Genomic DNA, 23744 nt, shown 5'->3' on the forward strand with positions numbered 1-23744 from the left:
GCACAGCAGGCAGAACCACATCAGGCCGACGCGGCCCGTCCGCCAGGCCTCGCTCGGCGTGTACTGCTTCACGGCCGGCGGGTTCTTCTCCAGCGCGCGCCGCGCGCGCGGGTCGTCCGGCTTGCGCAGCGGGTCGACCTCGGCCGGCCACCAGTTCTTCGGCGGGTCCTGGAAGAAGTGCCCGGCCACGGCGACGACCGCCGCGAGGAACACACCGACGCAGACGAGTACCCAGCGGAAGTTCGTCAGGTCCATGAACCCGGTGAAGATGAACACGAAGGGCACCGAACCGTAGGCGAAGCCGCCGTTGACGAAGCCGGTCTTGCCGCCCTTGCGCTCCGGGTACCACTTGCCGACCATGTTCACGCAGGTCGCGTAGACCATGCCGGCGCCCATACCGCTGAACATGCCGAATCCGACGTAGGCGACGACGACGTGCGGTGCGAACGCGAGGGACAGATAACCGAGCAGGGTGCCGACGGCGCCCAGCATCATCGCCCAGCGGGCGGGCAGTTTGCCGCTCTCACGGAGCTTCCCGGCGGGGAAGGCCACCGCGGCCTGGAAGAACACCCATACGCCCAGCATCCAGAAGATGTGCTGGTTGCTCCAGCTGTGCGCCGTGTGCAGGGTCTCCTCGGCGGACGCGAACGCGTACTCCGCCGAGCTGATGCCCATCATGCCCACCCACGGCAGGATGACCATCCACTTGCGTTTGCGTCCCATGATGTCCAGGTCGGACTCGCCGATCCGGTACATCCGGCCGTTGGCGTCCGTCACCTCCCGGTAGGGGACGGGTGTGGAGATGTCAGTTGTTGCCATGTCGATCGAACCCTTCGCGTGGAAGAAGTCTGGCCAGCGCCCCCTGTCCGTGCTTCTCTGCGCCGGGGCCCGCGGTGAGCGGTCGCCGCAGGCCCCGTGGTTCGAGCCGTCACTCAGCTCATCGACCGCCCCCCAACAGCCCCGCGGCTCGGGCCCACCGGGCTGCGTCCCGCCCGGGGGACGCGGCATCCGACGGCGGCTTCGCCGCGGGCCGGACCCCCGGCCGACTCACAGCGCCCTCGCTCATCACAGCAACCCCGCGGCTCGCGCCCAGCGGTACTTCGCGCCGAGCACCGCCACCGGCTTCTCGGTCGTGTACGGGTACGCCACGACCCCACGCTCGAAGAGGTACTGGCAGGCCTCCTCCACCTCGACGTCGCCCGCGAGCGACGCGACGACCGGCTTCTCGATGCCCCGCTCGCGGAACTCGGCCACCACGCGCGCGGTGAGTTCGGCGAACACCATGGGCGGGGTGACGATGGTGTGCCAGTAGCCGAGGACGAGCGCGTGGATGCGCGGGTCCTCCAGGCCCAGCCGGACCGTCGCCTCGTACGTCGACGGAGGCTCGCCCCCGGTGATGTCGACCGGGTTGCCGGCGGCCCCGAACGGCGGGATGAACGTCCGGAAGGACGCGTCCAGATCCGGCGGGATCTCCATCAGGGTCAGACCGTTGTCGGTCACGGCGTCCGACAGCAGTACGCCGCTGCCGCCCGCCCCGGTGATGATCACGACGTTGTCACCCTGGGGAGCCGGAAGCACCGGCAACGCGCGCGCGTACTCCAGCATCTCGTTCAGCCCGGGCGCCCTGATGACACCGGCCTGCTTCAGGATGTCCTCGTACACGGCGTCGTCGCCCGCCAGCGCGCCCGTGTGCGAGCCCGCCGCCCTCGCTCCGGCCGCCGTACGGCCCGCCTTCAGCACCACCACCGGCTTCTTCGGGACGGTCGCCCGCGCGGCCTCCACGAAGGCCCGCCCGTCCTTCAGGTCCTCCAGGTGCATCGCGATGCACTCGGTGTGCGCATCCTCGCCGAACCAGGTCAGCAGGTCGTCCTCGTCCAGGTCCGACTTGTTGCCGAGCCCGACGATCGCCGACACACCCGTCTTCGTGGTGCGGGCGAATCCCAGGATGGCCATCCCGATGCCGCCGGACTGCGAGGTCAGCGCCACGCCGCCCTTGACGTCGTACGGCGTGCAGAACGTGGCGCACAGGTCGTGCCACGTCGAGTAATAGCCGTAGATGTTCGGCCCGAGCAGCCGGACCCCGTGCCGCTCGGCGATCGCGACGATCTCGTCCTGGAGTTCGTGCTCGCCGGTCTCCGCGAAACCCGACGGGATCAGTACGGCGTTGGGGATGCCCTTGCGACCCACCTCCTCCAGCGCCGAGGCCACGAACTTGGCGGGGATCGCGAAGACCGCCACATCCACCTCACCGGGAACGTCCGTGACACTCTTGTACGCCTTGCGGCCCAGAATGTCATCGGCCTTGGGGTTCACCGGATGGATCTCACCGGCGAAACCGCCGTCGATGAGGTTGCGCATCACCGAGTTGCCGATCTTGCCCTGTTCGTTGGAGGCCCCGATCACGGCGACGGACGAGGGCTCCATCAGCCGGCGCATCGACGTGAGGATCTCCGCGCGCGTGTATGTGCGCCGGGGCTTCGGCACCGACTGCGCGAGGATCACCCGGATGTCCGCCGCTACCGCACCCTCCGGGGTGGCGATCACCGGGTTGAGGTCCACCTCGGCGATCTCCGGGAAGTCCGCGACGAGTTCGGAGACCCGGCGGATCTGCTCGGCGATCGCCCACCGGTCCACGGCGGGCGCCCCGCGCACCCCGCGCAGGATCTCCGCCGCACGGATCGAGTCCAGCATGGAGAGCGCCTCGTCCGCGTCGACCGGCGCGAGCCGGAACGTCACGTCCTTGAGGACCTCGACCAGCACCCCGCCGAGCCCGAACGCGACGACCTTCCCGAACGTCGGGTCCGTCACCGCGCCGACGATGACCTCCTGCCCTTTCGGCAACAGCTCCTGCACCTGTACGCCCTCGATCCGGGCATCGGGTGCGTACGCGCGCGCGTTGTCGACGATCGTGTGGAACGCGGCCCGTACGTCACCGGAGCCGTCCACTCCGACGATCACACCGCCCGCGTCGGTCTTGTGGAGGATGTCCGGCGAGACGATCTTCATGACCACGGGCCCGTCGAAGCGCGCCGCGTACGACACCGCCTCGTCGACGTCCCGCGCCAACTCCTCGCCGGGTACGGCGATCCCGTACGCGTCGGCGATCACCTTGCCCTCGGGGGCGGTCAGCGCGCTCCGGCCCTCGGCCCTTACGGCGTCGAGGAGTGTGCGCACCCTCAGCACCCGGTCTTCGGCCATCAATCAGATCACTCCGTTCGACTTGAGCAGGCGCAGCTCCTCGTCGCCGAGGCCGAGCTCGCCGACGTAGACCTCTTCGTTGTGCTCGCCGAGCAGGGGTGAACTGGTCACGTCCACGGGGGAGTCGGACAGCTTCAGCGGGCTGCCGACGGTCACGAAGTCGCCGCGCTCGGGGTGCGGCACGGTGACGACCATCTCGTTGGTGACCAGGGACTCGTCCTCGATGATCTCCTTGGTGGAGAGGATCGGCCCGCAGGGGATGTTGTGGGCGTTGAGCCGCTCCAGCACCTCCCACTTGGGCAGGGTGGACGACCACTCCTCGATGAGCTGGAACATCTTGTTGAGCTTGGGCAGCCGGGCCTCCGGCGTCGCCCACTCGGGGTCGTCCGCCAGTTCGGGCCGGCCGATCAGCTCGCTCATCGGCTGCCAGCCGACGGGCTGCACGATGACGTACACATAGTCGTTCGGGCCGCCCGGAGCACACTTGACCGCCCAGCCGGGCTGGCCGCCACCGGACGCGTTCCCGGACCTGGGAACCTCGTCGCCGAAGTCGTCGTTGGGATATTCACGGAGCGGGCCATGTGCCAGCCGCTGCTGGTCCCTCAGCTTCACCCGACAGAGGTTGAGGACGGCGTGCTGCATGGCCACGTTGACCCGCTGCCCGCGCCCGGTGTTCTCCCGCTGGTACAGCGCCGCGAGAATCCCCGCCACGGCGTGGATGCCCGTGCCCGAGTCCCCGATCTGGGCCCCCGTCGCCAGCGGCGGCCCGTCCTCGAAGCCGGTGGTCGCCATCGACCCGCCCATGGCCTGCGCGACGACCTCGTACGCCTTGAAGTTGGTGTACGGACCGTCACCGAACCCCTTGATGGAGGCATAGACGATACGCGGATTGATCTCCTGGATGCGGTCCCAGGTGAAGCCCATGCGGTCGACCGCGCCGGGTCCGAAGTTCTCGACCATGACGTCGGAGCGCCGGATCAGCTCGGTGAGGATCTCCTTGCCGCGCTCGGTCTTGGTGTTGAGGGTGATGCTCCGCTTGTTGCAGTTGAGCATCGTGAAGTAGAGGGAGTCGACGTCCGGGAGGTCACGCAGCTGCTTGCGCGTGATGTCCCCGCTCGGCGCCTCCAGCTTCACCACGTCCGCGCCGAGCCAGGCGAGCAGCTGGGTGGCGGAGGGCCCGGACTGGACGTGCGTCATGTCGAGGACGCGGATGCCCGCGAGCGCCTTGTCGGGCGGCGAGGGCTGGGCGGTGGTGCCTGTCGTGGCGGTCTCGGTGGTCACCGGGGGCACCTCACTTGTACATCGTCTGGTTCATGGTTCCGGGGGCGTACGCGTCCGGGTCGACCCAGACGTTGATGAGCGACGGCTTGCCCGACTCACGGGCACGCTGCAGCGCGGGGGCGATGTCGGCGGGGTCGCGGACCTCCTCGCCGTAACCGCCCAGCATCTGGGCGAACTTGTCGTAGTGGACGTCGCCGAGGGTGTTGCCGATCCGCTCGCGCTCCAGGCCGTACTTCTGGGCCTGGCCGTAACGGATCTGGTTCATGGAGGAGTTGTTGCCGATGATCCCGACGAAGGGGAGGTCGTAGCGGACGAGGGTCTCGAAGTCCCAGCCGGTGAGGGAGAAGGCGCCGTCACCGAAGAGGGCCACCACCTCCTTGTCGGGCCGCGCCTTCTTGGCGGCGAGCACGAAGGGGACGCCGACGCCGAGCGTGCCGAGGGGCCCCGGGTCCATCCAGTGCCCGGGTGACTTGGGCTGCACGACCTGACCGGAGAAGGTGACGATGTCGCCGCCGTCGCCGATGTAGATCGAGTCCTCGGTGAGGAAGTCGTTGATCTCGCTGACCAGCCGGTACGGGTGGATGGGCGACGCGTCGGACTTCAGGCTGGGCAGCCGCTTCTCGATGGCGGTCTGCTCGGCGGCGCGCAACTCGTCCAACCACTCCTTGCGCCTCGACGCGCCCCCGTTGATGCGCCCGGAAGCAGCCTCCGTCACCGACTTGAGCACGAGGCCCGCGTCGCCCACGATCCCGAGGTCGATGTCGCGGTTCTTGCCGACGGTCCGGTAGTCGAGGTCTATCTGCACGACGGTCGCGTCCGGCGACAGCCGCTTGCCATAGCCCATGCGGAAGTCGAAGGGCGTACCGACGACGACGATGACATCGGCGTTGGAGAAGGCGTACCGGCGGGAGAGCTGGAAGTGGTGCGGGTCGCCGGGCGGGAGCGTGCCGCGGCCGGCGCCGTTCATGTATGCCGGGATGTTCAGCGTGCGCACCAGCTCGATGGCGGACTCGGTGCCGCGCGTCGTCCACACCTGGCTGCCCAGCAGGATCGCGGGCTTCTCGGCGTGCACCAACAGGTCGGCGAGCTTCTCGATGGCCTCGGGGTCACCGGCCGAGCGGGTCGAGGCCCGGTAGGCGCCGGCCTTGGGCACGCGTGCCTTCTCCACGGGCACCTTGGCGTCGAGGACGTCGCGCGGGATCTCCAGGAAGGAGGGGCCGGGAGCGCCGTGGTAGCACTCGCGGAAGGCCATCGACACCATGTCGGCGGCGCGGGCCGTGTCCGGCACGGTCGCCGCGAACTTGGTGATCGGCGTCATCATGTCGACGTGCGGCAGGTCCTGCAGGGACCCCATCCTGTGCTGGGTGTGCGCGCCCTGGCCGCCGATCAGCAGCATCGGGGACTCCGCGCGGAAGGCGTTGGCGACACCGGTCACGGCGTCGGTCGTACCGGGGCCGGCGGTGACGACCGCGCAGCCGGGCTTGCCGGTGATGCGGGCGTAGCCGTCGGCGGCGTGGGCGGCGACCTGCTCGTGGCGGACGTCGACGACCTCGATGCCCTCGTCGACGCAGCCGTCGTAGATGTCGATGATGTGGCCGCCGCACAAGGTGTAGATGACCTCCACACCCTCCGCTTTGAGTGCCTTGGCGACGAGGTGACCACCGGAAATGAGGTCCTGGCTGTTGCCGTCGGGCATGGCGAAGTCCTGTCCCTTCGTAGGGTTTTCGTGGGGTCTTCGTAGGGGTTGGAACGCTCTCGCGGTTGATTGCATACAGTCGACGAATACTGTATGAAGCTTGTTATCCCGCATCCGGTGGGTGGTGTCCAGGGGGCGTGCGGCACTTTTGAATCAGGAGCCGGAATGGACCTTTTCGAGCACCAGGCAAGGGAACTCTTCGAGGAACACGGCATCTCGGTGCCAAGGGCCGAGGTCACGGACTCGCCCAAGGAGGCACGGGAGATCGCCCGCAGGCTGGGCGGACGCGTCGTCGTCAAGGCACAGGTGAAGACCGGCGGACGCGGCAAGGCGGGCGGAGTGAAGCTCGCCGCCGACCCCGCCGCCACCGAACTGACGGCACGACAGATCCTGGGCATGGACATCAAGGGCCACACCGTCCGCAAGGTGATGGTCGCCGAACCCGTCGCGATCGAGAGCGAGTTCTACGTCTCGTACGTTCTCGACCGCGCCGCCGGCCGCTTCCTCGCGATCGCGTCGGCGGAGGGCGGCATGGAGATCGAGGAGGTGGCGGCGACCAGGCCCGACGCCGTCGCCCGTATCCCCATCGACCCCGTCGAGGGCGTCACCTCGGCGAAGGCGGCCGAGATCGCCCGAGCCGCCGGCCTGCCCCCGCAGACCGTCGACGTCCTCGTCCGGCTCTGGGGGGTGCTGACCCGCGAGGACGCGCTCCTCGTCGAGGTGAACCCCCTCGTCCGTACCGGACAGGGCCGGATCCTGGCCCTCGACGGCAAGGTCACCCTCGACGACAACGCGAGCTTCCGCCAGACGCGTTGGGGCGACGAGGGCTTCGCGCACGACGACCCGCTGGAGGCGGCCGCAGCCGCCAAGGGCCTCAACTACGTGAAACTGGACGGCGAGGTCGGCGTCATCGGCAACGGCGCCGGACTCGTCATGTCGACCCTCGACGTGGTCGCGGGCTGCGGCGCCCGCCCTGCCAACTTCCTCGACATCGGCGGCGGCGCCTCCGCCCAGATCATGGCCGACGGCCTCTCCGTCATCCTCTCCGACCCCGATGTGAAGTCGGTCTTCGTCAACGTTTTCGGCGGGATCACCGCCTGCGACGCGGTTGCCGAGGGCATCGTGCGGGCCCTGGACAGCGTGCAGCTGACCAAACGTTTGGTAGTCCGCCTGGACGGCAACAACGCCGAACGCGGCCGAGCCATCCTGGACGCCCGCGACCACCCCCTGGTCCACCAGGCCACCACCATGGACGGCGCCGCGCGCCGCGCCGCCGACCTCGCAAACGCGATCTGAGGAGCCCGGACATGGCCATCTACCTCACCAAGGAGAGCAAGGTCCTCGTCCAGGGCATGACCGGCGGCGAGGGTATGAAGCACACCCGCCGCATGCTCGCGGCCGGCACGAACGTCGTCGGCGGCGTCAACCCCCGCAAGGCGGGCCGGACGGTCGACTTCGACGACAGGGCCGTGCCGGTCTTCGGCTCCGTCCACGAGGGCATCGAGGTCACCGGAGCCGACGTCAGCGTAGTCTTCGTCCCGCCCGCCTTCGCCAAGGCGGCGGTCGTCGAGGCCGCCGACGCGGGTATCGGTCTCGCCGTAGTCATCACCGAGGGCATCCCCGTCCACGACTCCGTGGCCTTCACGGCGTACGCCCAGTCGAAGGGCACCCGGATCATGGGCCCCAACTGCCCCGGCCTGATCACCCCCGGCCAGTCCAACGCCGGCATCATCCCCGCCGACATCACCAAGCCGGGACGCGTCGGCCTGGTCTCCAAGTCCGGCACCCTCACCTACCAACTCATGTACGAGCTGCGTGACATCGGCTTCTCCACCTGTGTCGGCATCGGCGGCGACCCCGTCGTCGGCACCACCCACATCGACTGCCTGGCCGCGTTCCAGGAGGACCCGGACACCGAACTGATCGTCCTCATCGGCGAGATCGGCGGCGACGCCGAGGAACGGGCCGCCGCGTACGTCCGCGACCACGTCACCAAGCCCGTCGTCGGCTACATCGCCGGATTCACGGCCCCCGAGGGCAAGACGATGGGGCACGCGGGCGCGATCGTCTCCGGCTCCTCCGGTACGGCGCAGGCCAAGAAGGAGGCGCTGGAAGCGGTCGGGGTGAGGGTCGGAAGCACCCCCACCGAGACGGCCCGACTTGTGCTGGCCGCCCTGGAAGACGAGGCCTGACCTCACTCGTAGCCGGCGTACCCCCGCCCCCGACTGTGCACCGAGAGCGGAGAAACCCATGGCACCACCCACCCTCACCCTCAAATCCGGCACCGCCTGGACCGACGCCTGGCAGCGCTGCCTCGCCGTCGCCCCCGAGGCATTCCGGGACGACCGGGTCCTCAACCTCTGGAACTGCTCCTGGCAGGCCGACGGCCGGGTGTTCCCCGCCACCAGCCCCGTCGACGGCAGCCCCATCGCGGGCCCGCCCCGCCTGGACGGCGCCACCGCGCACCAGGCGGTACGCGCTTCCCTCGACCAGCATCGCGCCTGGCGCCACGTCCCCCTCGACGAACGCCGTGCCCGGGTCGCCGCCACCCTCGACGCCCTCACCCAGCACCGCGAACTGCTCGCCCTGCTCCTCGTCTGGGAGATCGGCAAACCCTGGCGGCTCGCGCAGGCCGACGTGGACCGGGCCATCGACGGCGTCCGCTGGTACATCGACGGCATCGAGCCCATGGTCGAAGGGCGCGTCCCGCTCGACGGCCCGGTTTCCAACATCGCGAGCTGGAACTACCCGATGAGCGTGCTCGTCCACGCGATGCTGGTCCAGGCGCTGGCGGGGAACGCGGTCATCGCCAAGGCCCCGACCGACGGCGGCGTCGCCTGCCTCACCCTGGCCAGTGCGCTCGCCGCCCGCGAGGGCATACCCGTCACCCTCGTCAGCGGCAGCGGCAGCGAGCTGTCGGAGGCGCTCGTGAGCGCCCCCGAGATCGGCTGCGTCTCCTTCGTCGGCGGCCGCGACACCGGCGCCGCGGTGGCCACCGCCGTCGCCGACCTCGGCAAACGACACGTACTGGAACAGGAGGGACTGAACACCTGGGGCATCTGGAACCACACCGACTGGGACACCCTGACCGCGGTCATCCCCAAGCTCTTCGACTACGGCAAACAGCGCTGCACGGCGTACCCGCGCTTCGTCGTCCAGCGTGAGCTGTTCGACGAGTTCCTGGCCGCGTACCTCCCGGCGGTCCGCACGCTCAGGGTCGGTCACCCGCTGGCCGTGGAGCACCCCGGCGACCCCTACCCACGGCTGGACTTCGGGCCCGTCATCAACGCGGCCAAGGCCAAGGAGCTGACCGACCAGGTCGCCGAGGCCGTCGACCGGGGCGCCGTCCCGCTGCACCGGGGCCGGCTCGCCGACGCGCGCTTCCTGCCCGGCCAGGACACCGCTGCGTACGTCCAGCCCGTCACCCTCCTGAACCCGCCCTCGTCCTCCCCGCTCCACCACGCGGAACCCTTCGGCCCGGTCGACACCATCGTCCTGGTCGACACCGAGGCCGAGCTGCTGGCCGCCATGAACGCCTCGAACGGCGCGCTCGTCGCCACCCTGTCCACCGACGACAGGGCGACGTACGAGCGGCTGGCACCGCAGATCCGGGCGTTCAAGGTCGGCCACGGAAAACCCCGCTCGCGTGGCGACCGCGAGGAGCTCTTCGGCGGCTTCGGCGCATCCTGGCGGGGCGCCTTCGTCGGCGGTGAGCTGCTCGTCAGGGCCGTCACCCGTGGTCCCGCGGGGGAGCGGCTGCCGGGCAACTTCCCCGAGTACCACCTCATGCCGTCCGCGGCCTGATATGGCCGGTTCGTGATCGTCCGATCACCTCCGGTGAGGTCGTGCGGGCCTGCTCGTCGAGGCCCCCACAACCCCGTCCGGGGCACGGATATGCAGGTGAAGCACGCTCCGAAACCTTGGTATTGTTGTCCGTGTCGCCGCAGGGAACACCCCTGGCAAGGCGGCAGACACCTGGTCCGGGTGGCGGAATGGCAGACGCGCTAGCTTGAGGTGCTAGTGCCCTTTATCGGGCGTGGGGGTTCAAGTCCCCCCTCGGACACATCGACCCCATCGACCGGTTTCCGGTCGGTGGGGTTTTATTCGAACGAAAAGCGGTGCGCCCGGCTCAACCGGCCAGGAGCAGCGCGGTACCCTGATCAGACCTCGGTGGCGTGGCGCCCGGCGAAGTTGATGAAGGCCGCCCACGCGGCGCGCTCCATGGTGAGTGCGGGGCCGGTGAGGGTTTTCGAGTCTCGCACGTGAACGGCGGCCCCCTGCGAGTCCGCCACTTCCACGCAGTCGCCACCCTCCGCACCGCTGTAACTGCTCTTGAACCACCGCAGGTCCTGGGTGACGGCTGGGGCTATCAGGGCAAGACAGAAACGGTCTGCGAAGTCGCCGCCGGCTTTGAGGACGCGTGGCTGGAGATGCACAGTCACCTCAACCCGGCGGCTGTCGAGGGCACATGGGATCTGCACGCACCTGTCGCCTACGTCCAGACGCCGGTCACCGCGAAGCCGATGAGCACCTGCCAGGCCGTCCTCGACTTCTTCGGGGCCCCGACCAAGAACATGAACCTGCCCCAACTCATCTCCCAGGTCGGCCAGTCGCTGCACGACCACGGTGTGAAGGCCTTGATCCTGGACGACATCACCCGGCTGCGGATGCACCGGGCAGACGACCAGGACACCCTCGACCTGCTCCGCGCCTTCATGAGCATGAACGTCACTCGCCTCCTGTTGAACACCGCCCCCGCCACACGGACAAGCGGCTGGGGAAACACCTGGCGGCTCCTGCGACGACACAGCTCATGCCTGCTGCAGGACCGCGTCATCAGCACGGTCCCCGCTCACTTCACCCCGAGCTCCCAGTATTTCGAAACGACCGTCGACGGGCCCGCCAGGCCGTCATCCCAGCCCGGGTCGGCCGCTATCAGCCCGATCACATCCCGCAGTGGCTGCCGGACGACTGGTTCTCCGTCATGTTCGCGGATTCGTCCTCCCGAGCACTGGCCCAAAGCGTCGCGTTCCGCCGTTATGCCGCCGTCCAACTCGTCCAGATCGCGGCCGACATGCCCTTCGACGACGCCGCCAGATTCCTCGCTCTCCCCGACCACTGGCACCGCGGTAACAGCAGGAAGCCGAATCTGAAGATCCGCTACACCAGCCAGTTCCGGTTCTTACGCCGCGAAGACCTGGCCACATCCTTCACCGCCCTCGCACAGCACGTTTCCCAGATCCAGCAGCACATCGACTACCACTCCAGACGGCTCAACCTGCTCGGCTGGACCCTCAGCACGAACGCCTGGGCAGAGATCGAAACAGAGCTTCGCCACCGACACGGAACCCATCACGTGCTCCGTTACCCGGCCGGCTTCCTGCGCGATTTGTGGCTCGAAGTTCACCTGGACCCGTGTCACCGGCAGCGAGTGGTGCTTGGCTCCCAGCTTGGATCCGGCGCCACGCGCCGGAGATTTACTGCCTGCGGCCCCGGTGCACGTCTGGTGTTCGAGAGATGCTCAGGCTTCAGGTCGCGAGGGGGCCAGGCCTCGGCGCAGCGTGGGCTTGTCGATCTTCCCGACGGGGTTCTTGGGGACTTCGGGAAGGATGATGATGTCGGCGGGAATCTTGTAGCGGGCCAGTCGGGTGGTGAGGAAGTCGCAGATCTCCTCGGCGGTGAGGTCGATGCCGTCGCGCAGGGAGATGAAGGCGATGGGGACCTCGCCGAGTACTGGGTCGGGGCGGCCGACGACGGCGGCTTCGAGGACGGCGAGGTGGTCGTGCAGAACGGTTTCGATCTCCTTGGGATAGACGTTCTCGCCGCCCCGGATGATCATGTCTTTGGCGCGGTCGACGAGTATGAGGTAGCCGTCGTCGTCGAGTCGGCCGATGTCCCCGGTGTGGAGCCGGCCGTGCTGGAGGGTCTTGGCGGTCTCGTCGGGGCGGCCGAGGTAGCCGCGCATCACGGTGGGGCCGCTGATGACGACCTCGCCGATACTGCCGTCGGTGACCAGTTGGCCGTCCTCGTCCATGATCGCGATGTTCTGGCCCGGCAGCGCGATGCCGACCGTGCCTGGCTTGCGCAGCCCGTCGACGGGGTTGCAGGCCGACGCGCATGTGGCCTCCGAGAGGCCGTACCCCTCGAGGAGTTGCATGCCGAAGCGTTTTTCCACCGTGCCGATGAGCTGGGGTGGCATCGGGGCGGCGCCGCAGATCGCGAAGCGAAGCGAGGAGGTGTCCGGCTGCACGTCGGCCGGCAGGTTCGCCAGCATTGCGTAGATCGCGGGAACGGCGGAGAAGTAGGTGGGGCGGGCCGCCTCCAGCGCCGTGAAGAAGGTCTTCGGGCTGAAACGCCCTGCGATGGTGGCCTGGCCGCCGGCCCGCAGCGGGGACAGGACGCTGACGATGATGCCGTTGACGTGGAACAGCGGCAGGATCAGCAGGCTGTGGTCGGCCTCGGTCAGGCCCAGTCCCTCGATCATGGACGCGGTCATCGCATCGATGTTGCGGTGCAGCAGCTCCACCCCTTTGGGGCGGCCGGTGCTGCCGCTGGTGTAGATGACCAGGGCCAGATCATCCAGGCCTGCCTGCGGATCGTCCGGTTGCTGCGGCAGCTCGACCGCCGGGGCCGGGCGGGCGAGTTCCTCGAGGGTGACCACGGCCAGGGCGTCAGGAAGGGCGTCGGTGTCTGCTTCGTCGAGGACGACGAGTTTGGCGCCGCAGTCCTTGAGTTGGTACTGCGTTTCGGACGGGGTCAGCGTCGGGTTGACCGGCGTGAGCGCCGCGCCCAGGCGCCAGGCGGCAAAGAGAGCGGCCACGAGTTCGACCCGGTTGGGCAGCTTGACCGCGACGATGTCGCCGGCGCTGATCCCGCGGGCGGCGAAGTGGCGGGAACAGGCTTCGACCAGGTCATCGAATGCGGCGTTGGTCAGGAGGCCGTGCTCGTCGTCCCCGATGGCCGGAGCATCTGGGGCGTTCGCGCGGCGTGCAGCAGGCAGGCGGCTCAGATTCACGGGATACACCTCAGTGGTGGGTCGATTGGCAGGCCGGACGGCGGGGGCGGCCGCCTGGTGCGGTGCCGCATGGTGGCACCGCGGGTGGGCTTCCGGGGGACCGCAAGGGGGGCACGGGGGGCTCCTCGGAAGCCCTGTTCCGCTGGGGTTGTCCGCTCCACTCACCCCAGGTGGAGGAGCCGCTCTGTGAGCTGCTACTTGATGGCTGTGGCGGCGACTGGAGATCCGACAGCGCCGGTCAGGGGCAGGGGGGAGGCGGCGAGCATGAAGCTGTAGCGGCCGTCCTGTCCGCAGTCCTCGGCCAGCGCGTCGAGGTCGAACATCTCGCCGAAGGCCAGTCCCATGTGGACGAGGGCGACCTGGTGCAGGGGCTGGAATTCCTCGATCTCGTTGGGCCGGACCTCCACGCCCCAGGTGTCGGTGGCGATCGCGACAACTTCCTTCTGTGCCAGCCAGGGAGCGGTGTGCAGGGAGAGGCCGGGGGCGGAACCGCCGGCGTAGTCGCCCCAGCGCCCTCGGCGCTCACCGAGCTGTCCGGTGCGCACGAACACCGCGTCGCCGCGGCCGACGACGGTGCCCTGGGCTGCCAGCGTCTCGTCGAGGTCGTCCGGGGTGATCGCGTAGCCGGGTTCCAGCGCGGGAACGCCCTTGTGCCGGGCGACATCGATCAAAACGCCGCGCAGGATCATGCGGTCGGTCCAGTGCTGGATGGCGTTGCGGGCGGCTCCGGCGGTGGTGTGCTCGGCCGCGCTGTAGCCGTTCCACATGAGCCCGTCGTGGAAGATGTGCGCGAGGGCGTCCCACTGGGTGCCGCACTGCGTGGGCATGATGAGGGAGTCGTCTGCGTACCCGAACCGGGTCTTGTCGATGCCGAAGGCTGCGAACAGCTCCTGCTGTTTGCCGCTGACCGCGTCCGTGCCGGTGGCGGTGGCCAGCAGCATCGGGTTGTGGCGCAGGCCGCCCTGTTGGGGCCCGGCCTGGTCGTAGGGCAGGGTCATCGAGATCACTTTGCCCGCCACGACCTCCTTCGCCGCGGCTTGTACGTGCTGGGGGGTGAGGAGGTTGAGGGCGCCGAGCTCGTCGTCGGGCCCCCACCGGCCCCAGCGGCTGAGCTGGTCGATGTAGTCCTTGAGAACGTCGTTGCTCATGCCGGGTCCTTGGGTGCCATGGCCCTGTTGAGCCAGTCGATGATCAGGGGGACGACATCGGATGACAGCTTGCTCGTCGCGCAGTGGCCCGCATCCGGGATGAGGTGAACCTCAGCCCCCGGCCGCGCCTCGAACAGGAGGCTGTCCTCCTGCGGGACCAGGGGGTCGTCGGCGCCGTTGACGATCAGCATGGGTGCGGACTGCTGCTTGCCTGCGAGCAGGCCGGCCAGCGACAGGCTGGTCCAGCGGGCAGCGAGTTCCTCGGAGGCCGGCTCACGCTCGAAGCCCAGAGCGTTGCCGATGATGCCGTGCATGCCGGAGTCACTGAAGGGAGCGCGTTCGAAGGCGGCCTTGACGGGTCCACCCAGGACGACCGCCGCGTCGACCTCACCGCTCAGCCCGGTGCGGGCGGAGAAATGACCGCCCATGGACACGCCCAGGTGGGCGACGCGGCCGTTACCGATCTGTCGCGCCTCTTGGACCAGACTGGACACGATTTCCGGGCCGCCGTCGTGGCTCATCGCCACCGGGGACTCCCCGGTGCCGGGGATGTCGAAGGCCAGCACCGTCATCCCCGTGTACACCGCCAGGGCGACCCACATGGAGTGCAGGTCCTCCTTCCAGGTGTCCACTCCGCCGCTGACGATGATGACCGGGGACTGACCCGCGGGCCTGTCGGGGACGCCGAACTCGTGGACCGGGACCGACACGCGTGTGCCCAGGTGGTCGGCGAGAACCGAGCGGCGTCGGAAGGTGACCGGGCCGTTGTCCGCGCTGAGGAGGTACTGATCGATCTGGTGGCGGTAGGCCGCTCGCTTGGCCTCGTCGGCCAGGGTGGGGAACTTCGCGAACCCGTAGGCCAGGGCAGCCAGCTCAGCCTTCCGGTCCTTTGCGTACCGTTCAGCCAGCTGGGACCACTCGTAGACCCATCCGCCGGGCTCATCGGGCCACATCTGTTTGATGCGCCCGCGTACGGCCTCCACGTCGTCCCCCGGCACACCCAGGTTGATCATCTGCGTGAGGCGCTCCTCGAACAGTGCCTCGACATTCACTGGCCACTGGTACGACACCTAAGGTTCCTCCGAGTCCCAGCCGCTTAACGCATGAGTCCTGCGTTTAGCTGAGACTACGGGCGGGTTTCACATAAACGCAAGACTCCTGCGTTAAGATGAGTTCCATGACAACCGAGTCGATTCGCCGACGGCCAGGAGGACGGAGCGCCAAGGTGCGCTCGGCTGTCATGGCGGCAACCCTGGAACTGCTCACGGAGTCCGGCTCCGGGAAGCCGAGCATCGCCGAGGTGGCCGCGCGGGCGGGCGTGCACGAAACCTCCATCTACCGGCGCTGGAAGACCAGCGAACGGCTCATCCTGGACGCGATGGTCGGCTACAGCGCCGAGCTGCTCAAGACTCCCGACACCGGCTCCGTGCGCGGGGACCTGGTCGCCTTGGGGCAGGAACTCGTCGACTACGGGAGCTCCCCACTGGGCGAGGCGCTCATGCGGACCCTGGCCGCCAATGTCGACGACAGCGAATCAGCGCTGACGCGGAGCCAGTTCTGGACAGCCCGCCACGACGAGTGCCGGATCGTGGTGGAACGCGCCGCCGCTCGAGGCGAACTTCCCGCCTCCATCGACAGCCGCATGCTGCTGGAAACATTCATCGCACCGATCCACTTCAGGCTGCTCATGACCCGCGAAGCCGTGGACACACCTTTTCTGGAGCTCATCGCCGACATCGCCGTCGCAGGAGTCAGGGCAGTCCGGTCGAACTGAGTACCCATCCCGCCGCAGAGTCCTCCGAGCACGCAAACGCCCTGCCCCTCCCGGACACAACCGAGCAGAGCGGGGCGCAGTCGCCTCAGCGGGGGCTCGCGGCAGCAGCCTCAACCCACTGGGAAAACTCGCAGGCCATGTGCCAACGGTGCGCCGCGACCGACGCCTGCGGCATCAACCACGGGAACTCGACCGTGAGCAGAGCCCGCGTACCGCCGCCCTCCTCCCGGAACTGGTGGCGGACACCGCCCAGCACCGTCCCGTCGGCCAAGCGGGCCGTGCCGGCCATCTGGAACAGGTAGCTCGGGTCCGCAGACGTGACCACCGTGTCCGACTCGTCCATCGTGAAGAAGAAGCGCGAGGCGAGCGGTGAACCACCGGTCGTCTCCCACACCTCCTGACGGCCGTCCGGGGTCAGACGGAAGATGTGATGATCCGGGCAGGCCGCGAGGAACGCGGCCTCGTCATCCGCCTCCGCCCGCCCCATGTACCAAACCGGCAGGCGCTCAGCTACCGCGCAGTCCGGTACGAAGATCTCCACCTGACACATGCGCCGACGCCTGCCCGAAAGCCGAGCGACGGCTCCAACAAACCCGCCAACAACGAATCTACGAAACGCTGCCACCTGGTTCTTCGAGCTACCAGCCTCGCCACCCATCGATCAAAGTCACCGGGGGTACGGGTACGACTCCGCCGTCAACGAGACCCTGACCCTGATCGCGGCCGAACTCGCCGCCAACGCCGTACGGCACGGCCATGTCCCCGGCCGGGACTTCCACCTCCGGCTGACGTCGGCGACGGACGCACTCCGCCTCGAAGTGACGGACACCCGCACCGAGCGGGTGCCGCCCCGGTCCGTTCACGAGGTGCCCGGCGACGCGGAGTCCGGCCGGGGGCTGCTGCTGGTGGCCCGGCTGGCAACCCGCTGGGGCGCCGACCCGCGCCACACCGCACCCGGCAAGACCGTATGGGGCGGAGCTCACGCCATGACGCGGCAGAACGACGAGGCCCTGAGACGGATGGTCAGCGAGCCTGCTTCTCCGGGGCTGGCGCTCGGGACCCTTGAACTCCGCCTGCTCCCGGCACGGTGCTACGGACTCGTCGATCCCGGCGGTGTACGAGTGGCTGCTTCCAGGTCGGCGCAGGCTATGACCGGTTGAGATCTTGGGCCAAGTTCCCCTCGGACACATTCACCCCACCAACCGCTTTCCGGTCGGTGGGGTTTCTCGTTGTGGGGTCCACCGGCCCGTCCGGGCCGATGAAAAATGCGGTGACCCGGCCCATCCGTTCTCCCTGGACTCACCCCACCAAGTGACGAGAGAGGGGAGCCCCGGCCGTGTGTGACCGCACCGCTGTCCCCGTTCCCCGTTCCCCGTTCCCGGTACGAGGTGATCCTCGTGTCCTCGTCAGTCCGGTGCCCGCTGCGGCTGGTACCGGATCCCCGCGACGAACGCCCGGCTTCGAAACCACGCCTGTGACGGAGCGACAGCTCATAGGCCACGGGCCATGCGCAGCAACGTCAACAACCCTCTGACCGACCAGTACTCGGACGACGTGCGGGGCGCATGAGGCATGGCGTTTCTTGGGGGACGGCGGTGACCGGTGGAGCTGATCACCGTACCGAGGCCTCCGGTTGCTGCTGAGGGGAAAGACGCCGGGCGTGTGGCATTTCGGCGCCGCCTTGATTGCTCCGGCTCACGGCGTGTACGGGGCGTCGCTGTGGTGGAGTTCGACCATGGCGGGCTCTGTCACCTGGTAGACGGCGGTTCGCCTCAGTGTCACCACGGCCGTCGGATCCGAGTCACCGCGGGTGAGGTAGACGACCGTCGCCTGCTTCTCGGGCGCCGAGGAGATGTCGATCGAAACCACCGGCGTACGGTCGCCGAGTGAGACAGCGGCGGCCGGTACCGGAGTTCCGGCGTCGTTGCGCCATGTGACGAGTCCGTAGAACTTGCCTGTGCCCCCTGTGGTGACTTTGATGGCGCCCACGGCGTCCGCCGCCGGGTCGCCTGTCATGTCCCCGATGCCACACTGCGGCTGCAGCTCGATCACCACACCGTCGCCTTCCCACCGTCCGTCCGTGAAAGCGACGGTCCCCTCAGGGGCGTCGGGCAGCCGCATGGAGGAGTTCTGCAGCTCGGCGTTCCGCAACTGATCGCAGGTCAGCGCACCTGCTGAGCCGCTGCTGCCCGGCTTCTTCGAAGTGTCCGGCGATGACTTGGCCGATTCTTTTCCATCGTCCTTGACCAAGCCACTGTCGGGTGTCTCTGAGGAAGCTGCAGGCTTCGGAGACTTCGAGGCCGAGCTCTCCCCGCCGTTCCCCGTGTCCTGGCATCCCACCGCGGCCGACGCCAGTGTGAGGGTGGCGATCAGCCGCGTTCCCCGTCTCGCCCATCCCCGGGTTCGATTCACCGTAGGTTCCCCCTTTTATCCGCTTCGCAGGGCCGTACGCACGGCCAACAGGGTCGAAGACGCGCCATTTTGCACCACGGTTGCGGATGCCGGGCGGGATTATCCCACGACGTGGCTCGTGCGGGTCACAGGCGGTGCGGACGGACCTCACTCGGTCGCCCGGCGGCCACTTCCGCGGTCATGGACGTGCAGCGCGGCCGACGCCTGCGGTCGGTCGGCCGCGCCTGCACCGTTCGCCGACCGTCGCCACGCATGAGCCGCCCACGCCCGGCGGCGGAGGCGGCCTCACCGAGAGGGTGCAGCGGCTCCGCACCGGATCCGACAGCTGACCAACCTTGGTCCAGCGAACAGGGCGGCCTGCCGGGCAGCCCCTGGTGTCCGGCGTCGGGTCACGGCCGACGATCCGTGCACAGAGGCATGCACGCAGGCACCGGGAGTCTCGTACCGCCCGACCTGCTGGTACTCATGATCCACCCGGCCACGCTGAGTGACGTGCAAGCCGACACCGAGGCCGCCTCACCCGTGGGCCGCTCTCATCACCTGTCAGCACGTTCACCAGGCTGCTCAGCCCGACCATGCGCGGGGCGCACCTGGCTCGGCTGCCCGCGGAGCAGCAGTCGGTCGACCGGGGGCTGCCCTCGGGAAGCCGATGTGGCGCGGAACGCTACGGCGATCGCCGCCGAGCCGGCCGTCAACGCGGTCCGGCACGGGCGCGTGCTGGACCGGGACTTTCGCCTCACGCTTCGTCTGTACGCCGAAAACGTCCTGCGCATCGAGGTGACCGACGCACGCGCCGACCGGCTGCCGCGCCCGTCTGCCGGAGCCCGCGGAAGACGAACACGGCCGCGGGCTGCCGATCGTCGATGCCCTCGCGGACCGTCGGGGTGTCGAAACAGCGCTCGGCGCCGCCGGCGAGCAAGTCCGTTCGGGCGGAGCCGCCGGTTGTGGCGTCGGGATTCCGGTAGGGGGACGGTCGTGAGCGCGCGGGTTGTGCGTGCTGAGCTGTCCCCGCTTCCGTGTCCGCTCATCCCGGCGACGGGAGGCGCCGGAGGCGCAGCGGTCCGAGGCGTCGTGCGCATACGACGGAGTAACCACCCTGCCGGCCCGCACCGTCGCACGCTCGGCGGCGAAGGTGCTCGGCGCTTCCCAAATGACAGGTGTGTTCCCATCGGGGAGGTGGTGCGAGAAGACCATGTCCGCGCGTCCGCGAGCACATGAGGGCGGGGACGACCAGGGGCGCTGTGAACTGCACCTTCCCTCGGCCGTCAGGCTCTGTGATCGGCGTGCGCTGGTGCACGTGATGCGCGGGAACGATCGACCGAGGCGGGGCGCCTGAGCAAGCATCCACCAGCTGCACCGGGCCGAGGGGCTGAGGTGGGGTCTGCTCTTCCGAGTTGCCGGGCCGCTGAGCCGGTCGCACATCTGGAGTCGGCGGGGCACGCTGGAAGCAGCCACCCGTGACGTACGGGCGGGCCCGGTGCGGGGACGAGCCCCCATGCCGGTGCAGGGGAACAGGACGAGGTGACCACGTATGCGCCATGGGGTGGTGCCACCACTGCGGCAGGTTGGTCGTGGCCTTCGCGGCCAGGAGCGGGGCGGCGATGCTGTCCGGCCTGTCCGTCCCGTCGGACGGCCGGACCTGTAGCTGTAGAGCCCGTGGCGGAACCCATGGAACCCATGGAACCCGTCGGACCGCCGGGCCAGTCCGAGCCATCCGGTTCATCGGGTGTTCCGCATTCAGGGTCGTCCGATGCTCCGGGTCCCCCAGGGGGTGGCCGGCCCGACAGGCACAGGAACAGGAGCCACCCCCGCGGTCGCGGGCGCCGCTCGATGAAACTGCGCCGCTTCCTCCACATCAGGGCCACGCGCGTATGGCGGCGAGGCAAGGAAGTGGAGCTGATGCACCGGGCCATGGGCTTCGCGGCGCTGGGACTGGTGACGTTCGCCCCGCTGCTGATCGTGGTCGCGGCGGCGGCCCCCATCCAGGAACGCGGCTTCGCCCTGTGGATCGTCGACGGCATGGGGCTGTCCGGGCGTGCCGCCGACGCCGTGCGGGACCTCTTCTCCGCACCCCGCAAGGTCCTGAGCACGATCAGTGTCCTGAGCGTGGTGCTGCTCGCGGTCTTCGGCGTGACGTTCGCGGGCAGTGTCCAGACCGGTTACGAGAAGGTCTGGGACCTGTCGGCCGGGCGCTGGCACACTGTATGGCGACGCGCGGTGTGGCTTGCCGCTCTGACGGCCTACCTTTTCGCCGAAGCGCAGAGCGGCGCCGTCCTAGGATCGGGAACCCTGCGCTCATACGCCCGGCTTGTTCTGTCCTTGCTGCTCGGCGTGCTTTTCTTCTGGTGGGGACAGCGCTTCCTGCTCGGCGGCCGGATCTCCTGGAGTGCCCTCCTGCCGGGCGCCATCGCCACGACGGTGGGCCTGGGCGGCCTGCGCTTCTTCTCCTACATGGTCTTCTCCCCGCTCATCGTGAGCAACGCCGTCTCGTACGGTGCGGTCGGCACCGTCCTGATCGTGACGTCCTGGCTCATCGGGGTCGGCTTCGTCGTCTTCGGCGGCGCCCTCGTCGGTCGCTACTGGTACCTCCACGAACCGCGCCACCTTCCGCATCCGCACAGCCGCCCCCGGAAGCACTGAGGCGCTGCCGCGGCCGGCGGCGCCAAGGGCCTGCCTCACCTGGGTTTCTGTGGGCTGTTCGGGTGTCCAGGAGGTCGGTCCTGATGCACCGTGGGGGTGTGCACCGGCTTGTCGGGCGCCATAGACCGGCCCGCTGAAAAATGCGGTGCTCCGTCTGCGTCCGCTTCTCTAGAATCGCCACACATCGCGCGCCGCACGACACCGCGGCGCGCGCGTCGTGACGAGTTGACGCATACCGATCGAGGGGAGCCCGGCCGTGTGTGACCGCACCGCTGTCGTCGTTCCCCGTTCCCTGTACGAGGTGATCCTCGTGTCCTCGTCCGTCCGGTGCCCGCTGCGCGGCCGGTACCGGATGCCCGTGACGCACGTCTGACGTCGAATCCCACGCGCCTGTGACGGAGGAACAGCCCCGTCCTCGCCATGCCCTCGTCGTCCCTCGCCCTCGCACGGGAATCGCGCTGCCCCGAAACAGCTCAGCTGAAAGGCCACGGGCCATGCGCAGCAACGTGAACAACCCTCTGACCGCCGTCCGGAACCTGGGCATCCTCGCCCACGTCGACGCCGGCAAGACCACCGTCACCGAGCGGTTCCTGTACGCCACCGGGACCACGCACAAGCGGGGCGAGGTCCACGACGGCACGACCGTCACCGACTTCGATCCGCAGGAGCGCGATCGCGGGATCACGATCTTCGCGGCTGCGGTGAGCTGCGCCTGGGACGGTCATCGGATCAACCTGATCGACACCCCGGGTCACGTCGACTTCGCCGACGAGGTGGAGCGCTCGCTCAGGGTGCTCGACGGCGCGATCGCCGTGTTCGACGCGGTCGCGGGCGTCGAGCCGCAGAGCGAGTCGGTGTGGCGGCAGGCCGACCGGCACGGCGTACCGCGCATCGCCTTCGTCAACAAGCTGGACCGCGCGGGTGCCGACCTCGACACGGCCGTCGAGTCGATCCGGCAGCGGCTCCATCCGGCGCCGCTGGTGGTGCAGTTGCCGATCGGTACGGAGGACGGGTTCGTCGGAGTGGTGGATCTGTTGCGTATGCGGGCGCTGGTCTGGGCGGACGGCGGCGACACGGCCGAGGAGGGGCCGGTGCCGGACGCCCTGCGGGACGAGGCGGAGCGACGCCGACGGCGGCTGGAGGAGGCGGTGGCGGAACTGCACCCGATGGCACTGGAGGAGTTCTGCGCCGAGTCCACGCTCTCCGCGCGGACGCTGGGCTCCGCGCTGCGCGACCTGACCCGCACGGGTGAGGGCGTGGTCGTGCTGTGCGGCTCGGCCTACCGCAACCGTGGCATCGAACCGCTGCTCGACGCGGTCGTGGCGTATCTGCCGTCGCCGCTGGACGTACCGCCCGTACTCGGTACGCACGACGGTACGGAGCAGGAGCGGGCCGCCGACGCGACTGTGCCGCTCGCGGCCCTGGCGTTCAAGGTGAGCGCCACGGCCACGGGACGGCTGACCTACCTGAGGCTGTACTCGGGAACGATCCGGAAGGGGGACACCGTGCTGGACGCGGGCACGCGGCGCACCGAGCGGATCGGCCGGATCCTGCGGGTCCGGGCCGACCGGCACGCCGAGCTGGACCGGGCGGTGGCCGGGGACATCGTCGCGGTGGTCGGGCTGAAGTCGGCCCGCGCGGGGACCACCCTGTGCGCGCCGACGGCGCCGCTGCTCCTCGAACCCCCGTCCGTCGCCGACCCGGTGGTGTCGGTGGCCGTCGAGGCACGCAGGAGCACCGACTCCGATCGGCTCGCGACGGCCCTCGCACGGCTGGCCGAGGAGGACCCCTCGCTGGTCGTACGGACCGACCCCGAGACCGGCCAGACCCTGCTGTCCGGCATGGGCGAACTGCATCTGGAGGTGGCGGTGGAGAAGATCCGGCAGAGCCATGGGCTCGAAGTCGCCGTCGGCAGGCCTCGCGTGGCCTATCGCGAGACGGTCGTCCGAGGGGTGTCCGGTCTGGTCTTCCGGCACGTCAAACAGGACGGCGGGGCGGGGCAGTTCGCCCATGTCGTGCTGGATGTGGCACCTCTGGAAGCAGAGGGCGACGGGGCCGCCACGGGGTTCACCTTCCACTCGATCGTCGTCGGCGGCCGGGTGCCGCAGGAGTACGTCCGCGCGGTCGAGGCCGGCTGCCGTGACGCCCTCGTCGAGGGGCCGCTCGGCGGTCACCCGGTGACCGGACTGAGCGTCACCCTGACCGACGGGGCGACCCACTCCAAGGACTCCTCGGAGATGGCGTTCCGCACGGCCGGGCGGTTCGCGCTCCGGGAGGCCATGCGGGTCGGGGTGATGGGCCTCCTCGAACCCGTCGTCGACGTCACCGTCACCGTGCCCGCGGATGCCGTGGGCGGGGTGCTCGGTGACCTCGCGGCGCGCCGGGGCCGGGTCTCGGACTCCGTGCCCCGGGCGGGCTCGGTGGTGATCACCGCGACCGTGCCCCTGGCGGAGTTGTTCGGGTACGCGACCCGCCTGCGCAGCCGTACGCAGGGCCGGGGGGTGTTTACGACCCGGCCTGCGGGCTTTGCCTGGGCGCCGGGGGCGGTGTCGGTGCGTTTGGGGGTGGGGGGGCGGGGGG

General features: G+C 69.3%; 18 protein-coding genes and 1 tRNA gene. 9 read left to right on the top strand and 10 right to left on the bottom strand.

Annotated features, from left to right (window positions below; all coding sequences use genetic code 11):
- From ACFU53_RS33455 to ACFU53_RS33470, 4 genes are all read right to left on the bottom strand, one after another.
- Positions 1–819: MFS transporter (locus ACFU53_RS33455; protein WP_384000934.1), on the bottom strand; the 819-nt coding region annotated here is incomplete at its 3' end.
- Positions 820–1065: 246 nt separating this feature from the next.
- Entirely contained in the window at positions 1066–3198 is a 2133-nt protein-coding gene (locus tag ACFU53_RS33460; protein ID WP_384000937.1) for an acetate--CoA ligase family protein, read from the bottom strand.
- A 3-nt stretch (positions 3199–3201) separates the two neighbouring features.
- Positions 3202–4479, bottom strand: a complete 1278-nt coding sequence (frc, locus tag ACFU53_RS33465) for a formyl-CoA transferase (RefSeq protein ID WP_384000940.1) — start codon at positions 4477–4479, stop codon at positions 3202–3204.
- Positions 4480–4489: 10 nt separating this feature from the next.
- Positions 4490–6175, bottom strand: coding sequence for a thiamine pyrophosphate-binding protein (locus ACFU53_RS33470; protein ID WP_384000943.1), 1686 nt, complete (start codon positions 6173–6175; stop codon positions 4490–4492).
- A 165-nt stretch (positions 6176–6340) separates the two neighbouring features.
- On the opposite strand from ACFU53_RS33470, the gene sucC reads away from it, so the two are divergent.
- The 4 genes from sucC to ACFU53_RS33490 all read left to right on the top strand — a co-directional run bounded on the left by sucC (position 6341) and on the right by ACFU53_RS33490 (position 10238).
- Positions 6341–7471: an ADP-forming succinate--CoA ligase subunit beta gene (sucC, locus tag ACFU53_RS33475; protein WP_384000946.1), complete on the top strand. Its 1131-nt coding sequence runs from the start codon at positions 6341–6343 to the stop codon at positions 7469–7471.
- Between the two features lie 11 nt (positions 7472–7482).
- Entirely contained in the window at positions 7483–8367 is an 885-nt protein-coding gene (sucD, locus tag ACFU53_RS33480) for a succinate--CoA ligase subunit alpha (RefSeq protein WP_384000948.1), read from the top strand.
- 58 nt (positions 8368–8425) lie between these two features.
- On the top strand, positions 8426–9979 hold the full coding sequence (locus tag ACFU53_RS33485; protein ID WP_384000951.1) for an aldehyde dehydrogenase family protein: 1554 nt from the start codon (positions 8426–8428) through the stop codon (positions 9977–9979).
- A 174-nt stretch (positions 9980–10153) separates the two neighbouring features.
- Positions 10154–10238 (top strand) — tRNA-Leu (locus ACFU53_RS33490).
- Positions 10239–10335: 97 nt separating this feature from the next.
- Here the strand turns inward: ACFU53_RS33490 and ACFU53_RS33495 are convergent.
- Positions 10336–10473: a DUF397 domain-containing protein gene (locus tag ACFU53_RS33495; RefSeq protein ID WP_384000955.1), complete on the bottom strand. Its 138-nt coding sequence runs from the start codon at positions 10471–10473 to the stop codon at positions 10336–10338.
- On the opposite strand from ACFU53_RS33495, the gene ACFU53_RS33500 reads away from it, so the two are divergent.
- Complete coding sequence (locus tag ACFU53_RS33500) at positions 10438–11328, top strand: AAA family ATPase (RefSeq protein WP_384000958.1); 891 nt, start codon at positions 10438–10440, stop codon at positions 11326–11328. The genes ACFU53_RS33495 and ACFU53_RS33500 overlap by 36 nt on opposite strands.
- 368 nt (positions 11329–11696) lie before the next feature.
- On the opposite strand, the gene ACFU53_RS33505 is transcribed toward ACFU53_RS33500, so the two are convergent.
- The 3 genes from ACFU53_RS33505 to ACFU53_RS33515 all read right to left on the bottom strand — a co-directional run bounded on the left by ACFU53_RS33505 (position 11697) and on the right by ACFU53_RS33515 (position 15390).
- A complete protein-coding gene (locus tag ACFU53_RS33505) occupies positions 11697–13190 on the bottom strand; it encodes a class I adenylate-forming enzyme family protein (RefSeq protein ID WP_384000961.1) in 1494 nt (497 codons plus the stop codon).
- Positions 13191–13384: 194 nt separating this feature from the next.
- On the bottom strand, positions 13385–14338 hold the full coding sequence (locus ACFU53_RS33510; RefSeq protein WP_384000964.1) for a cyclase family protein: 954 nt from the start codon (positions 14336–14338) through the stop codon (positions 13385–13387).
- The gene (locus ACFU53_RS33515) at positions 14335–15390 is read right to left on the bottom strand and encodes an alpha/beta hydrolase (RefSeq protein WP_384000967.1); all 1056 of its coding nucleotides are present in this window, start codon (positions 15388–15390) and stop codon (positions 14335–14337) included. Before ACFU53_RS33515 ends, ACFU53_RS33510 begins: the two co-directional genes overlap by 4 nt.
- A 188-nt stretch (positions 15391–15578) precedes the next feature.
- Here ACFU53_RS33515 and ACFU53_RS33520 point away from each other — a divergent pair, with 188 nt between their 5' ends.
- The gene (locus ACFU53_RS33520) at positions 15579–16112 is read left to right on the top strand and encodes a TetR/AcrR family transcriptional regulator C-terminal ligand-binding domain-containing protein (RefSeq protein WP_384000970.1); all 534 of its coding nucleotides are present in this window, start codon (positions 15579–15581) and stop codon (positions 16110–16112) included.
- Between the two features lie 85 nt (positions 16113–16197).
- On the opposite strand, the gene ACFU53_RS33525 is transcribed toward ACFU53_RS33520, so the two are convergent.
- Positions 16198–16662, bottom strand: a complete 465-nt coding sequence (locus ACFU53_RS33525; protein WP_384000973.1) for a hypothetical protein — start codon at positions 16660–16662, stop codon at positions 16198–16200.
- Here ACFU53_RS33525 and ACFU53_RS33530 point away from each other — a divergent pair.
- Positions 16661–17272 carry an ATP-binding protein gene (locus ACFU53_RS33530; RefSeq protein ID WP_384000976.1) on the top strand — a complete coding sequence of 204 codons (612 nt, stop codon included), beginning with the start codon at positions 16661–16663 and terminating at the stop codon, positions 17270–17272. The two genes, ACFU53_RS33525 and ACFU53_RS33530, sit on opposite strands and share 2 nt — an antisense overlap.
- 535 nt (positions 17273–17807) lie before the next feature.
- On the opposite strand, the gene ACFU53_RS33535 is transcribed toward ACFU53_RS33530, so the two are convergent.
- On the bottom strand, positions 17808–18263 hold the full coding sequence (locus ACFU53_RS33535; RefSeq protein WP_384000979.1) for a hypothetical protein: 456 nt from the start codon (positions 18261–18263) through the stop codon (positions 17808–17810).
- Positions 18264–20354: 2091 nt separating this feature from the next.
- Here ACFU53_RS33535 and ACFU53_RS33540 point away from each other — a divergent pair.
- On the top strand, positions 20355–21164 hold the full coding sequence (locus ACFU53_RS33540) for a ribonuclease BN (protein WP_384000982.1): 810 nt from the start codon (positions 20355–20357) through the stop codon (positions 21162–21164).
- Positions 21165–21658: 494 nt separating this feature from the next.
- Positions 21659–23744: elongation factor G (fusA, locus tag ACFU53_RS33545; protein WP_384000985.1), on the top strand; the 2086-nt coding region annotated here is incomplete at its 3' end.

The organism is Streptomyces sp. NPDC057474 (assembly GCF_042802555.1).
Lineage (GTDB): Bacteria > Actinomycetota > Actinomycetes > Streptomycetales > Streptomycetaceae > Streptomyces.

What these genes read in the sequence shown, in the direction of transcription:
- ACFU53_RS33460 (WP_384000937.1), bottom strand. Translation starts at nt 3,198, where the DNA reads ATGGCCGAAGACCGGGTGCTGAGGGTGCGCACACTCCTCGACGCCGTA.
- ACFU53_RS33470 (WP_384000943.1), bottom strand. Translation starts at nt 6,175, where the DNA reads ATGCCCGACGGCAACAGCCAGGACCTCATTTCCGGTGGTCACCTCGTC.
- sucC (WP_384000946.1), top strand. Translation starts at nt 6,341, where the DNA reads ATGGACCTTTTCGAGCACCAGGCAAGGGAACTCTTCGAGGAACACGGC.
- sucD (WP_384000948.1), top strand. Translation starts at nt 7,483, where the DNA reads ATGGCCATCTACCTCACCAAGGAGAGCAAGGTCCTCGTCCAGGGCATG.
- ACFU53_RS33485 (WP_384000951.1), top strand. Translation starts at nt 8,426, where the DNA reads ATGGCACCACCCACCCTCACCCTCAAATCCGGCACCGCCTGGACCGAC.
- ACFU53_RS33510 (WP_384000964.1), bottom strand. Translation starts at nt 14,338, where the DNA reads ATGAGCAACGACGTTCTCAAGGACTACATCGACCAGCTCAGCCGCTGG.
- ACFU53_RS33520 (WP_384000970.1), top strand. Translation starts at nt 15,579, where the DNA reads ATGGCGGCAACCCTGGAACTGCTCACGGAGTCCGGCTCCGGGAAGCCG.
- ACFU53_RS33530 (WP_384000976.1), top strand. Translation starts at nt 16,661, where the DNA reads ATGCGCCGACGCCTGCCCGAAAGCCGAGCGACGGCTCCAACAAACCCG.
- ACFU53_RS33525 (WP_384000973.1), bottom strand. Translation starts at nt 16,662, where the DNA reads ATGTGTCAGGTGGAGATCTTCGTACCGGACTGCGCGGTAGCTGAGCGC.
- ACFU53_RS33540 (WP_384000982.1), top strand. Translation starts at nt 20,355, where the DNA reads ATGAAACTGCGCCGCTTCCTCCACATCAGGGCCACGCGCGTATGGCGG.